This window comes from Calditrichota bacterium (assembly GCA_013112635.1).
Lineage (GTDB): Bacteria > Calditrichota > Calditrichia > Calditrichales > J004 > JABFGF01.
In genome coordinates, this window is sequence record JABFGF010000002.1 from 203,912 (window position 1) to 217,314 (window position 13,403).

General features: G+C 37.3%; 14 protein-coding genes. 9 read left to right on the top strand and 5 right to left on the bottom strand.

The genetic code is table 11. The features are described from left to right. Positions 1-34: 34 nt before the first annotated feature. The gene (locus HND50_06040; GenBank protein ID NOG44772.1) at positions 35-3,958 is read right to left on the bottom strand and encodes a T9SS type A sorting domain-containing protein; all 3,924 of its coding nucleotides are present in this window, start codon (positions 3,956-3,958) and stop codon (positions 35-37) included. Between the two features lie 101 nt (positions 3,959-4,059). Beyond that, positions 4,060-4,716 (bottom strand): DUF2380 domain-containing protein, encoded by a 657-nt coding sequence (locus HND50_06045; protein NOG44773.1) that lies wholly within the window; start codon positions 4,714-4,716, stop codon positions 4,060-4,062. A gap of 268 nt (positions 4,717-4,984) precedes the next feature. Between HND50_06045 and HND50_06050 the strand changes: the two genes are divergently transcribed. The 3 genes from HND50_06050 (at position 4,985) to yfcC (ending at position 7,947) form a co-directional block, all read left to right on the top strand. Further along, positions 4,985-5,764: a PhzF family phenazine biosynthesis protein gene (locus HND50_06050; GenBank protein NOG44774.1), complete on the top strand. Its 780-nt coding sequence runs from the start codon at positions 4,985-4,987 to the stop codon at positions 5,762-5,764. Between the two features lie 141 nt (positions 5,765-5,905). Then, a complete protein-coding gene (locus HND50_06055; protein NOG44775.1) occupies positions 5,906-6,286 on the top strand; it encodes a hypothetical protein in 381 nt (126 codons plus the stop codon). A 218-nt stretch (positions 6,287-6,504) separates the two neighbouring features. Further along, positions 6,505-7,947: a putative basic amino acid antiporter YfcC gene (gene yfcC / locus HND50_06060; protein ID NOG44776.1), complete on the top strand. Its 1,443-nt coding sequence runs from the start codon at positions 6,505-6,507 to the stop codon at positions 7,945-7,947. Positions 7,948-8,010: 63 nt separating this feature from the next. Here the strand turns inward: yfcC and HND50_06065 are convergent, their stop codons facing one another. Beyond that, on the bottom strand, positions 8,011-9,204 hold the full coding sequence (locus HND50_06065; GenBank protein NOG44777.1) for a T9SS type A sorting domain-containing protein: 1,194 nt from the start codon (positions 9,202-9,204) through the stop codon (positions 8,011-8,013). 131 nt (positions 9,205-9,335) lie between these two features. Here HND50_06065 and HND50_06070 point away from each other — a divergent pair, with 131 nt between their 5' ends. The 6 genes from HND50_06070 (at position 9,336) to HND50_06095 (ending at position 12,785) form a co-directional block, all read left to right on the top strand. Next, a complete protein-coding gene (locus HND50_06070; protein NOG44778.1) occupies positions 9,336-11,027 on the top strand; it encodes an amidohydrolase in 1,692 nt (563 codons plus the stop codon). 68 nt (positions 11,028-11,095) lie between these two features. Next, on the top strand, positions 11,096-11,326 hold the full coding sequence (locus HND50_06075; protein NOG44779.1) for a CopG family transcriptional regulator: 231 nt from the start codon (positions 11,096-11,098) through the stop codon (positions 11,324-11,326). Further along, positions 11,323-11,718 (top strand): type II toxin-antitoxin system VapC family toxin, encoded by a 396-nt coding sequence (locus HND50_06080; protein ID NOG44780.1) that lies wholly within the window; start codon positions 11,323-11,325, stop codon positions 11,716-11,718. The genes HND50_06075 and HND50_06080 overlap by 4 nt, the downstream gene beginning before the upstream one ends. A 170-nt stretch (positions 11,719-11,888) precedes the next feature. Next, positions 11,889-12,365, top strand: coding sequence for a DUF1905 domain-containing protein (locus HND50_06085; protein ID NOG44781.1), 477 nt, complete (start codon positions 11,889-11,891; stop codon positions 12,363-12,365). After that, on the top strand, positions 12,362-12,517 hold the full coding sequence (locus HND50_06090) for a hypothetical protein (GenBank protein NOG44782.1): 156 nt from the start codon (positions 12,362-12,364) through the stop codon (positions 12,515-12,517). The genes HND50_06085 and HND50_06090 overlap by 4 nt, the downstream gene beginning before the upstream one ends. Before the next feature lie 103 nt (positions 12,518-12,620). Further along, on the top strand, positions 12,621-12,785 hold the full coding sequence (locus tag HND50_06095; GenBank protein ID NOG44783.1) for a hypothetical protein: 165 nt from the start codon (positions 12,621-12,623) through the stop codon (positions 12,783-12,785). Between the two features lie 21 nt (positions 12,786-12,806). Here the strand turns inward: HND50_06095 and HND50_06100 are convergent, their stop codons facing one another. After that, positions 12,807-13,097 (bottom strand): type II toxin-antitoxin system RelE/ParE family toxin, encoded by a 291-nt coding sequence (locus tag HND50_06100; protein ID NOG44784.1) that lies wholly within the window; start codon positions 13,095-13,097, stop codon positions 12,807-12,809. Positions 13,098-13,104: 7 nt separating this feature from the next. Continuing rightward, positions 13,105-13,380, bottom strand: a complete 276-nt coding sequence (locus tag HND50_06105; GenBank protein ID NOG44785.1) for a type II toxin-antitoxin system Phd/YefM family antitoxin — start codon at positions 13,378-13,380, stop codon at positions 13,105-13,107. Between the last annotated feature and the right edge of the window lie 23 nt (positions 13,381-13,403).

The window sequence follows — 13,403 nt, forward strand, 5'->3', positions numbered from 1 at the left end:
AAAAAGGCTGCCCAAACGAGCAGCCAGTAAAATTTTATTTGATAAGCAAACCACGCTGAATTGCTGTTTTATTTCCTGTACTTAACTTAAAAATATAAATACCGGAACTAACATTTTGCGCCTGCCAAACCGCATTATAACTACCGGCTGCTAATTCTGCATCCACCAGTTTTGCAATATGCTGACCAAGCACATTATAAACATCCAAAGTAACATGGCCTTCATCCATAATGCTGTAGTTAAGCTGTGTTACCGGATTAAACGGATTTGGGAAAACAGGTTTTAGAGCAAATGCTGTTGGGTAAAGCTGGCTTTCCAGGTTTAAAGAATTAATATAAGATTCCGTACCAACTGCTAAAGTAAATTCTCTTTTTTGTGATCCTTTTGCGGCGAATTTAATATCATTTTGATTTTTTAAGTTAAATGATAAAGCCGTTTTATGATCGAAAAGAAAAATATCTTTATCAGCAAGATTAGTTAATCCTGAAAATTCAAGAGTCAAAACTTCTTCAGCAGGATTGGTATAACAGGTGAATTGCCAGGTATGGCCTTCCTGATTGATTTCCCTGATATCTGTTACTTTATGTTCTTCTCTTTCATTTTTAAAAGAGATATACACTTGTTTTTGTAATCGTGGCGGTGCTGACAAATCAAATGAATCCAACTCATCCGATGCATTTTTTAGCTGTCCTGCAAAATTAAAAGCGCTACTACTTTTTCCATTAGTGGCCTTTATCCGGATTAGCCAATTATCATCAGAATTATTTTTAGTAGAATAAACTGTGGCTGGTTTACCAAGCTTGTCCGCTCCGGGCGCAATATAAAAATTTGTCCCGTCGGCAACCCAAAGCGCATAACCGCGCCATGGTTCCAATCCACTCTCATTTAGTTCCCAATCACCCGTAAAAGTCCAAAGCTTGTAATCTACCTGGGGCCATGTATACAAGCTGTCAAAGGGAACCCGGAAATTGAATGGATTACCAATCAGGCTCCATCCTTTTGGAACGCTAATTTCATAATCTTCACTTGCATCTATGGTTGAACCTGTCCCGGAATTTACAGCATAATCATCCGCCATAATTATAAAATAACCCTGATCAGGTGTAATATTGCCAACATCCGGATATTCCCTGATTTCCTGTGAAGTACGGTCATAACCAAACCAGCGAAAACGTTCGGTATCATAACTTCCCAAATCCGGATTGTTTGTTATAAACTTGGTTGGCGATTTATCATCTAAATCCAGCGGGATTGAAAAAAGGCGGTAATCAAAAACATCACTACCGGCGGGCGGAGTAACAGGATTTTCCAGACCTTGTGGCAGGGCAACAGTAATTCCTACAGTCTCACTGATCCTGTAATTATCATGATTATCACCAGACTCAACATACATCTCTACGCCTCTTTCGCTAACAGCAAACGATGGCACAGCACCCTGGTAAACATTCCCAGAAAATAAAGACATATCAACCTCAGTGAAATTTGTTTCACCACCCTGTTTATAGAACAGAGAAACATAATCCACACCAGTATTATCTATCACTTCAATAGTAACAGGACTCTCGCTGCCTTTCTGCTCATCTTCGGAATAATCAAAATTCGTAAACGCGGGCGCAGTTGTATCAATAATTGCAAAGGTTGATGTACTTACATCATTGATATCAGCATTTGCTACAGCAGATAAGCGAATTAAACATTGATTAGATACAAGAGCCGGTAAAGTCCATTCATAAAAAGCAGGAGTTGCCGGAACCGAAGCCTCTACAACATTGAATCCATTTCCATTATTAAAACTGAATTCAATTTTAATATTTGCAACATCTGTGCTTGACCAGTTTATCCGTTTTACACGGCCTGCTTCCCATTGCTCCCCACCATTAGGAACACTTAGCGTAATAGTTGCTGAGCCAGCGGCAACAATTGAAAATACACTATTGCTAACATCTGTTATAGCCCCGTCATTTTTATCGGTAACTCTAACAAGACATTGGTTCGATGGCACATTTGGAATAGTCCAGGGAGTGCTTGAATTCCCCGAGGTGGCATCAACATCAGAGATAAATGACCAGGATGAGCCATTATTTGTGCTATATTCTACCCGAAAATCAGATTCGTGTGTTGAGGTCCAATCTACATTATATTCAACTCCAACCGTTAAACTTTCCCCGCCATTTGGGTGGGAAACTGTAATTGATGGGACGCCATTAATTGTAAAAAAATTATTGCTGACATCTGTCAAACCGCCATCGTTTACACTTGTAATTTTTACTTTATAATCAGCTCCAGCTGCAATAGCACCAGGAATGCTCCACTGAAACTCGCCATCACTTTCTGTTGATCCAACTATTTCAGAATCAAATGCTGCACCCTTAAACAAATCTATTTTTACATTTTCAGCAATGTTGTCATTCCAGCGGATATTAAATGAACCTGCAGCATTCCACTCTTCTCCACCATTAGGTTGTGTTACTTCAATAAAGGGTGATCCTTCGATGACAAAAGATAATTCTGATCCTCCAACAGAAGATGAAAAGCTGTTGTCAACTGCCTGTACTTCCCAGAAATATGTTCCTGGTCCCAACACAGTAGCCCAGGCCAGGTTTTGGCCAACATTGCCACTTTTAGACAATTTGTATTTTTTTGTGATCGGTATTGTATGCGACGATTTTATATCCCCTAAACCAGCAGCAGTTCCGATTCGCAGATTGTACGTTAATCCCATGGAATCTGTTTTAGTATCTCGACCACGGTTCCAAAATAGAGTAACCTCATTTCCATTTAGTGTATGATCGACAAATGTTGGGGCAAATGGTCGGCCATTGGAAATTGAAGTATTGCTTGAATATAAAAATGTTCTCCGTGTTCCATCCGATTCCCAACCGGCAATGGCAAAATCCAAATCACCATCATTATCATAATCACCAACAGCTAAGGCGCAATTGGCAAGATTTGGTCCCTCAAAACCGCTGTCGTCAAATCCCGTTCCATTATTCACATAAATCTTAGTTACATAACCTGCTGATGCTGAACCGGCAATAATAATATCCAGAGCACCATCGTTGTTAAAGTCCGCCCATTTTACATCACTTTTTTCCATTGGTTCTAAAATACCGGAAAACTCAGTAAAAGCGCTTAAATCATTTCTAAAAATCTTTGTTTCGGAACCGGGTAAATTTCCACTGATTAGTAAATCCAAATCACCATCCTGGTCAAAATCTCCCCAATCGGATGAGCTGTTTAAATACCCCGGAAAAGAAAATCCTGTATCACTAAATAGATTTTGATCCTGCTTGTATAAAACCGATGCGCGGCCATTATCACTTAAACCGGTAACAAACAAATCCAGATCACCATCGTTATCGAAATCGACCCATTCAAGATCACCACTTTCACTTCCATCAAGCTCAATTCCCGAATCAACAAAACCAATGCCCGAATTATTATAAATTTTTACCGGGCGGTCAATTGCACTATTTCTACCGGTATACGCTATATCAAGATCACCATCATTATCATAATCACCCCAATCAACAGCACAGTCTTCCATTGCTTCAAAACCATCATCTATTTCTGTAAACGAACCACCATCGTTTTTAAAGATGCGAGACTTTCGGACAATGCTTTTGCCGGCCATAAAAATGTCAAGATCACCATCGTTATCATAATCGCCCCATTTGGCATCAACAATTCGTGCAGCCAAAGGAAGTGTGATTAAAGAGTCTTTATGAAATGATGTTCCTGTATTAATGTAAACCACACCTATATTATTACTGTTTTCTTCACCCATTAAAAGCAAATCAAGGTCACCGTCTCCATCAAAATCACCAAATTCAATGGCTCCATGAGATCCTCCAAAAAAATCAATTGCTTGCGCAGTAAATGAGATCTGAAAAGCTTGTGAAAAACTGCAAAGAGTCAGAGAAGTTAGAACCAAGATTAAAATTGTTTTTGTTTTCACTTTTAGAAATCCTTTTAATAATTCAGATTCTGATTAAATATTTTTTTATATAAAGCTAAACCGTCATCCTGAACTTGGTTCAGGATCTATTAAATTTTGAACTAATTCGATGGCGGTGGCCAGATACCACCTACATCAGGAAGCTCATCTGAACCGGATCCACCTTTATCGCCACCCAACAATAAAACAGCCGCGGCACCTGCAACTAAAACACCTCCGCCAACCCAATAATACCAGGAGCTACCCCCTTCATCATCGGATGATTCCTTGACTTGTTTTCCGGCAATTTTTTTAGACGCAACTTCCAAAACATTCAAAAGACCGTCAGCATCACCTCTGTAATCTTCGCTAACAGTTTTCATGATCCTTCCGGTTTGGACATCGATTATGCGCAAATCGAGCGTGTAAGTCTGGCCAATTTTACCAATACTTCCGCCTACCATTTGCTCCACTCCAACCAAACGTCCAATTTCAACAAGGCATTCGTCAGATACACAACCACTTTGTTGGAATCCTTGTTCGCCTAATATTTCATCCATTTGATCTCGCTCTAGGACGTGAAAAGCGCCAGTGTTTACTAATTTTGATCTTAGTCTGTCTGTTAATGTTTTAGCTGCAGATTTGGATACACCCTCACCTTGCAGATCGAGCACAGCGATTCGTTTAATTTTTTGCTGTGCTAAAAGATTTGTTGGGAGAGATCCCAAAAGAATATAAAAGGTAAAGAGAAACAACATCCCTTTGCTGACAGTTTTCAAAATTTGCCTCCTGCTGTTTTTGATAAGAGAGTTTGACAGATGTTTTATTGAAATTTATAAATATATCTGCCGAATAGTTTTAGTAAAGCTTTGGATTAAAATTCGAGAATCGAGATTAAAGAACTATATCATCCTAAAGGCTTATTTAGCTAAATATTGATGTACTTTTTATTAATTTGACATCAAATATTATGTAGCGTTAATTATTCTCGATAGTAAATTAAATTTATAAAATATTTTCTGTCTAAATATTTGAAAGGTATTCATCATGAAAATCCCTATTTATCAGATCGATGCGTTTACTGACAAAATGTTTCAAGGCAATCCGGCTGCTGTTTGTCCCCTTGAAAAATGGCTGGATAAGAGCGTTATGCAGAATATCGCTGCTGAAAACAATCTTTCTGAGACCGCATTTTTTGTAAAAGAAGATGAAGGATACCGTTTGCGTTGGTTTACACCGACAATAGAAGTTGAATTATGCGGACACGCAACATTAGCAAGTGCACACGTTTTATTCAACTTTTTTAATTATAAAGATGAATATATACGGTTTTTTACCAGGAGTGGTCGCATTTCTGTTAAGCAGGATAAAGATATGTTTGTTATGAACTTCCCTGCCCGGTTTCCGGAAGAAGTCCCAACTCCGGATGACCTTGTTCAAGGATTGGGGGCAACGCCGGTAAAAGTTATGAAGGATATGAATTATCTGGCCGTTTTTGAAACCCCCGAGGAAGTGCGTGACCTGAAACCCAAATTTAGAGTCCTTTCAAGAATTAATTATGCCGGTGTTATTTGTACCGCCCCAGGTAAAAAATATGATTTTGTTTCCCGGTATTTTGCTCCTTATGCCGGGATTAATGAAGATCCTGTTACAGGCTCTACGCATACAACACTTGCGCATTATTGGGCAAAACGATTAGGCAAATCAGAGCTAGTAGCCCGACAAATTTCCAAACGAGGCGGCACACTTTATTGCAAGGATTTAGCCGACCGAACAGAAGTTGGTGGGCATACTGTTCTTTACATGAAGGGTGAGATTGAAGTTTAATACAGTTTTATCTGTCATTCTGAGAGGAGCATAGCGTAGTGAAGAATCTAATTGTTTGCTAAGTTTCACTCAGAATGATATACTCCTTTGAAATGAGCCTTTGCCTTATTAAATTTACTTTCGCTAAATAAAAAACTCCAAATGAAATTCTCAAAATTAATTCTTGCTTATGCCATCCTGCTTATAATTGATGGACTTCTTTTTCAATTTATTGCCGGTGTAAAAGATATCTCTTTGCTGACACCTATAATTTTTGGCGGGTTTATTTTAATTATGGGTTTGATGTCGCTAAAAAAAGACCTAAGCCTTTTTGCCCGTCACGGGGCAACTGCAGTTAGTCTGATTGCTTTTATCATTTCTGTTGGAAGTATTTTGGATATTATCACTCCTGAATCGGGCTCTGTTCAATTTGTTGATATTTCAAAAACGGCAATGGCCTGCCTATCTCTCATTTTTATAATTTTTGCTGTTAGGCAATTTGCTGAGGACCGTGGGAAGGAAACAGATAATGATGCTCAATAAGTTTTGGATTACTGTTGTCGTTATCGTTGTAATTGGCCATTTTATCTGGTTTGTTTTATACGCAATAAAAACTTTGAAAGACAGTGATCCAAACGACGAAGCAAATCCATAGTTTATATTAATCCAATTTTACATTGGTTCTCCCTATTTTAATATTCCCATAAATCCTTATATTAGCCTCATTACCAATCCCACATATATCACTCCGGAGGAAAGCCGTGCTTGAAAAACTAAAGAAAATGGAGATGCCACATGTTTTTACCTTATTAACCATTGTCGTCTTTTTATGCAGTGCACTCACTTACATTATTCCATCCGGAAAATACGAAAGAGAATCAAAAACAGTTGGCAGTATGACGCGCACAGTTATTGTTCCGGGTAGTTATAAAACCCAAGAAAAGCAATATAGTGTTAAAGGTACAATTCTAGGAGAATCTGTTGAAGGCAAAGCCTCGCCTGTAAGCATAGTAAATTTTCTGAGTGCAATCCCCCGTGGAATGGCAGAAGCTGCAGAAATTATCTTTTTCATTTTTATTATTGGCGGTGTTTTGGGGATTCTTCAGGAAACAGGAATGATAATCGCCATCCTCCAAAAACTAATGGACATTTTCAAACATTATAATGCCGCATTGACAATTATTATCATGTCTGCAATTGCTGTTGGAGGCTCAACACTTGGAATGGGTGAAGAGTTTATACCACTTGTGCCAATTTTTTTAATTATCTCCAAAGAAATGGGATTCGACAGAATTTATGGACTTGCCATTGTACTGGTTGCTGCTGATGTTGGATTTGCTGCTGCGACAACAAATCCTTTTACTGTAAACATTGCCCAGGGCATTGCAGAGTTACCACTAAATAGTGAACTCACTTTTAGGTCTGTATTTTTGGTAACGATTCTTATAACGTCAATAATTTATATTTTACAATACGGAAAAAAGATCAAAAAAAATCCGGCTTCTTCAATAATGGCAGGAGACAATTTTGATGTTTCAGACCACCATCTTGAAAAAGTTGAACTTTCCCGCAAGCATATTTACATCCTGATAAGTAGCGTTCTGATTTTCATTTTTATACTATATTCCGTCCAGGCATTTGGCTGGTATTTAAACGAAATGGCTGGTGGGTTTATTTTAATGGGGATGGCTGCTATTATCATCAGTCGCATTAAACTATCAAAAGCTGTGCCTGCTTTTGTAAAAGGAATGGAAGAAATGGTTGTAGCAGCTTTAGTTGTTGGGTTTGCTAAAGGTATAAAGGTTGTTTTAGAAGATGGCCAGATACTTGATACTTTGATTTATTTAGCCGCAAATCTGCTTCAGGGTTTACCGAAAGTAATCGCCGCACAGGGAATGCTCATATTCCAATCAACTCTAAATTTCTTCATCCCATCAGGTTCAGGACAAGCTGCAGTAACAATGCCACTTATGGCACCATTATCCGATATTTTAGGGCTTTCGAGGCAAACAGCTGTGTTTGCTTTTACATGTGGCGATGGTTTCTCAAATACTCTTGTGCCAACCGGTGGTGTATTGATGGCCATGCTTAGCTTGGCAAAAATCCCTTATCAAAAATGGCTTAAATTTATGTTTCCGCTTTTTATTATGTTAATGGTTGTATCAGCAATTTTTCTTGCAATCTCTGTATACATCCATCAATAAAAATAGAGAAATATTAAAATAAAAAAAACTTCCGGGTTAAAAGCCTGGAAGGATATTATAAATCTACTTCATCAATATCATTTTTTGGACTGATTCAAAAAAACCACCGGTTTTGTATGAAACTTGTAAGCTATAAAAATATATACCTGAGGAAAATCTGTTTCCTTCAAAATTTGTTTTATACAAGCCGGGTGATAACTGCTTAGAAACAAGTGTCTTGACCTCACGCCCGATCATATCAAAAACCCGTAAGCTAACAAAACCTGGCTGGGAAATATTAAACTCAATAGTTGTTTGCGGATTAAACGGGTTTGGGTAATTCTGAAAAAGTTGGAATTTATCAGGTTTTTTTGATTGCATCTCCTCTAATCCAACGGCTGTCCCCTGAGGTACAATTTCCTCAACAATATTTACAGATTTATCGGTTGAGTCAATTCCACCTAGAACATAAAGCCCGCCTTCGTATTCTGCAGTAGCCATCCAGTGTCTTTTTGAACTTATTTCAAGACTATCTAAAGCCCATTCATCATTTGTTACACTATAAACAAGGATACTTTTATATGTGGCATAACGTGATCCATCCGGATTACCACCAACACAATAAATCTGGTCATTAATTATGCCCATTGCCGAAGCGCCAACCTGGTATAAGGATTTTGACAAAATTAATCTACCGTCACTGGAAGGATCATATCTGAAAAAAGTCGAATCATTGTAACCAATCACATAAATTTTTTCCTGATATATTATTGAACTTAAATTTAAAGGACCATTTACATCTGCCTTGGTTTTAGTCGTCCATTCATTATTTTGAATTGAATATTCATGAATGTCACCATTTGGCAGAAATAAAAAGATATACCCATTCCAATGCTCTGCCGTAACACCCCATGTTGTTGTGTTTGGACTGTTTGCCAAATATGTCCAGTTTTTTGTATCAAGATTATACTTTCTTAAAAAATGGGGTCCTGAAGGCCAACCGCTTATTAAATAAACTTCATTTCCAACACGAACTGTCTCAACATCCCAAAGGTTCTTATCAGGAATTATATCATCAAGCTCCCAACTTACACCATCGTAAACAAAAACGCTGTCATAAAGAATGGATCCCGACCAATTATTTGAGCCGCCAAAATAATAAATCTTCCCATTGTAAACTTCTGCAGAACCGGCGCCAATTGGGATTGGTAAATTTGGGATCTGTTGTGAAAAAAGAGGAAGGACTATTAAAAACAAATATGTAATAATTATTTTCATGGCAACCTCCAGATTTTGTAACAATGATTTTTATTTTATACTGAGATTTGAAAAGAATTTCACAAACAAAAAAGGGTTGCGCTGTGATGATACACATAATTATGTTTATCTTTCACAATTAAAGGAACAAAATGAAAAAAATTCTATTTTCAATTCTGATATTTTTAACAGGCTGTTATCAGCAAACTGAAATTAATTTAATTTTAACAAATGCAAATGTTATTACCTTAAATCGTAAGAACCCGCAAGCACAAATAGTGGTTATTAAAAACGATAAAATTCATCATGTCGGAAGCATGGCAGATCTTGATAATTATATTGAACCATCAACGAAGATTATTGACCTGCAAGGGAAAACAGTTATTCCTGGATTTATTGATGCACACGCCCATTTTATGAGTTTGGGCAATTCTTTGATAAACATTGATTTAAACCAGATTACTAACTGGGATGAAGCTGTAAAAAAGGTTGAAAGTTCTTTGAAAGACAGCCAAATGGGAGATTGGATTACCGGACGAGGCTGGCATCAGGAAAAATGGGAAAAATCGCCGAAACAGAATGTTGATGGTTATCCGGTTCATAACTCAATTAGTTCATTCTCACCAGATAATCCTGTTCTACTAAAACATGCCAGCGGTCACGCCATTTTTGTAAATGCCAAAGCAATGGAAATTGCCGGAATCGATTCCAAAACAAAGGACCCTGATGGTGGAGAAATAATTAGGGATGCAGATGGAAACCCGACTGGCGTTTTGTTGGAAACTGCAATGGATCTGGTTTATGATCGATACAAAGAATACCAGGAATCATTAAGTCTTGAAGAGCAAAATCGTATAAACCTTGAATATATAAAAGCAGCTACAGAGCATTGCCTGGAAAATGGTGTCACTACATTTCATGATGCCGGCGTTTGGTTTAAAGAGATTGATTTGTTCAAGAAATTGGCAAAAAAGGATGCTTTAGATATTCGATTATGGGTTATGATTTCATCAGAAGAATCCCTTTCTCATAAGCTGCTTAAAAAATATAAAATGATTGGTTTTGGAAACGATCACTTAACAGTTCGGGCTATAAAGCAATATGCTGATGGTGCTTTAGGTTCCCGAGGCGCATGGATGCTGGAACCGTACACTGACATGCCTTCAACAAGCGGGCTGAATGTTACACCACTGGATTCCATAAAAAGAACAGCGCAGCTTGCATTTAAAAATGGTTACCAATTATGTACACATGCTATTGGAGACCGTGGTAATCGTGAAATGCTGGATATCTATCAAAACACATTAAACGGGGATTTATTTCGTCGTTGGCGCATTGAGCATGCACAGCACCTTTCTTTGGACGATATAACCCGTTTTGATTCCATGGGAATTATAGCTTCGATGCAAACAGTTCATTGTACATCGGATGGCCCATGGGTGCCTGTGCGCATAGGCGACAAACGATCTGAACAAGGGGCTTACGTTTGGCAAAAGATACTTCAAAGCGGGGCATACATTGCCAATGGAACTGACAGCCCGGTGGAACGTCTTTCCCCAATTGCAAATTATTATGCGGCCGTTACAAGGCGTTTAAATGATGGAAGCCAGTTTTATCCTAAACAGGTTTTGAGCCGGAAAGATGCTTTAAAATCTTTGACCATCTGGAATGCTTTTGCAGGATTTGAAGAGAATATAAAAGGTTCGATTGAAGTTGGTAAACTTGCAGATTTGGTTGTTTTGTCCCAGAATATTTTGACTGTCCCAAAGGATGAGATTCTAAATACAAAAGTGCTCTACACCATTGTTGGCGGGAATGTGAAGTATGAAACAAAGGACAAATAATTTAATAAAATTTGGCTTTTATTAAACATCCACTTATATTGACACATATAATTATAAGGATCAAATATATGGGCCAGATAACAATTTATATTGAACCAGGTGTTGAAAAAAAAACACGCCAAATGGCAAAAAAGGAAAATGTATCTCTTAGCAAGTGGATTACCAAAGTTATAAGTGAAAAAATTTCTAACGAATGGCCGCCTGATGTGGTAAAACTTGCTGGGGCATGGAAGGATTTTCCCTCGATAGGAGAAATCAGAAATTCAGATTTAGTTGATTCTAAGCGTGAAAACTTATGACTTTTACCCTTGATACAAACACACTCATTTACTTTTTCAAGGGCCTGGGAAATATAGCTGACAATCTTTTATCAAAATCTCCCTCAGAAATTTTAATCCCTTCGATTGTTTTGTTCGAGTTGGAGTTTGGGATAGTCAAATCCTCAAAACCTGAAAAACGAAGAAAGCAATTAAACCAACTATTATCCTCACTAAAAACACTACCTTTTTCCCAAAAAGAAGCAAAACAGGCAGCCATCATTAAAGCAGAGTTAGAATCAAAGGGAACTCCAATTGGACCTATGGATACTCTAATTGCCGCGACTGCAATGGCCAGTAATTCTACTCTTGTTACACATAATACTAAAGAGTTTAGTAGAATAGAAAATCTAAAAATTGAAGATTGGTTTTAATTTATTTTTAGTACAAATAACTGACTTGAAGAGAATATAAAAGACTCGATTGAAGTTGGTAAACTTGCAGATTTGGTTGTTTTGTCCCAGAATATTTTGACAGTCCCAAAGGATGAGATTTTAAATACAAAAGACGCTGATTTATAATCTTTTAAATTTTTCCATTCTTTATGAAAAATAGAACTATAACATTTACTGCAAATATTGAACAGGCCAGTCCAAAAATGGATGCAGCTTATATTAGAATCCCATTTGATGTGAAAGCAGAGTTTGGAAAGCTGTGTGTAAAAGTGAAAGCAACTTTTGACGGAATTGAATATCGTGGCAGCATTGCTACCATGGATAAAAAAATCGGCCCAATTTTTGGATTGAGAAAAGATATCCGTAATCAAATTAATAAAACATTTGGTGATGAAATACTTGTGACAATTGAAGAAGATAAAGAACCACGCGTTGTTATCGTGCCGCAAGAATTACAAATCACCCTCGAAAACAATCCTGAAGTAAAAACACTTTTCGAAAAGCTGGCTTACACCCACCGCAAAGAATATGTAAACTGGATTAATGAAGCCAAAAAAGCTGAAACCCGCGAAAGGCGTATTAAGAAGACCATCGAAATGATTGCCGAAGGGAAAAAATATTCATGAAAACCTATACTAAGATTATCCTCATTTTGGCTGTTACGGCCCTGTTTGATGCGATTATTCCAATTCCTTTTGCTGTTCTGTTTATGTTATACATCACTCTCGAAAAACCAATATGGTTTAAAGAGATCATTGATGAGCTATATTCCACTTAATGACATCCACTAAAAACCTTGCTAACTCAATCCTGCTAAGTACCGTTTATGCATTGCCTGTTTTTTTATCCACTTTATTTTACAACATTGTAAACGTAATCGGTTGGGATGGAAAAGTGAAGAAGCAGAATTAATTGCCAACACAACAGGTTGTGCCAATTGTCTGGAAAGCGTTAAGCTGGCAGTAACAAAATCGCGTTGGCAACCTGTAAAATTACAGGGCGAAAAGATAGAATATTGGATTAGGAAGGCTTACATTTTTGACTAAGGTTTAAAAAGAATCTTAAAGCTATAAATTTTCTCTTCTAAACAATTTATGACCCTCAAATATTGTTAGAATTTCAACTTGATTTTCTGAGACTCTATAAACGATCCTGTATGCCTTTTCAAAAATTTCTCGGATTTCTTTAACTGAAAACTCTGGAACTATTCTTCCTTTTAAAGGAAAGTCTTTTATATCATCACCAAAGGAAATCAATCTATTAATAAATTTCTTCGCTCTTTCAGGATTATCTCTTGCTATAAATTCCTCGATGTCCATCAAGTTTTGAAGGGCTGTCCGTGACCAGATAACTCTCATTGTTATCTCATCTCACTCTGTTTATTACTTCATTTTTAAGTTGGTCGGTTGTAAAAACATCCCCAGATTCTATGTCAGCCAACCCTTGGTTTACAGACTCTATAAATTGCTTTGTATATTTTAGTTTATCAAACTCTTCCGGCGATAGAACAACAGCAGCCGGCTTTCCATTTTGTGTTACTATTATTGGATGCCCACTATCTTTCGCGTTGAGTATCCATTTTGTCATTTTTGATTTAAATTCACCTATTGGAACTATATCTTTTGAAACATCTAACTTCATTTTTCCTCCAAACGATACTGAAT

What these genes read in the sequence shown, in the direction of transcription:
- HND50_06050 (NOG44774.1), top strand. Translation starts at nt 4,985, where the DNA reads ATGAAAATCCCTATTTATCAGATCGATGCGTTTACTGACAAAATGTTT.
- HND50_06055 (NOG44775.1), top strand. Translation starts at nt 5,906, where the DNA reads ATGAAATTCTCAAAATTAATTCTTGCTTATGCCATCCTGCTTATAATT.
- HND50_06065 (NOG44777.1), bottom strand. Translation starts at nt 9,204, where the DNA reads ATGAAAATAATTATTACATATTTGTTTTTAATAGTCCTTCCTCTTTTT.
- HND50_06070 (NOG44778.1), top strand. Translation starts at nt 9,336, where the DNA reads ATGAAAAAAATTCTATTTTCAATTCTGATATTTTTAACAGGCTGTTAT.
- HND50_06075 (NOG44779.1), top strand. Translation starts at nt 11,096, where the DNA reads ATGGGCCAGATAACAATTTATATTGAACCAGGTGTTGAAAAAAAAACA.
- HND50_06080 (NOG44780.1), top strand. Translation starts at nt 11,323, where the DNA reads ATGACTTTTACCCTTGATACAAACACACTCATTTACTTTTTCAAGGGC.
- HND50_06085 (NOG44781.1), top strand. Translation starts at nt 11,889, where the DNA reads ATGAAAAATAGAACTATAACATTTACTGCAAATATTGAACAGGCCAGT.
- HND50_06090 (NOG44782.1), top strand. Translation starts at nt 12,362, where the DNA reads ATGAAAACCTATACTAAGATTATCCTCATTTTGGCTGTTACGGCCCTG.
- HND50_06100 (NOG44784.1), bottom strand. Translation starts at nt 13,097, where the DNA reads ATGAGAGTTATCTGGTCACGGACAGCCCTTCAAAACTTGATGGACATC.
- HND50_06105 (NOG44785.1), bottom strand. Translation starts at nt 13,380, where the DNA reads ATGAAGTTAGATGTTTCAAAAGATATAGTTCCAATAGGTGAATTTAAA.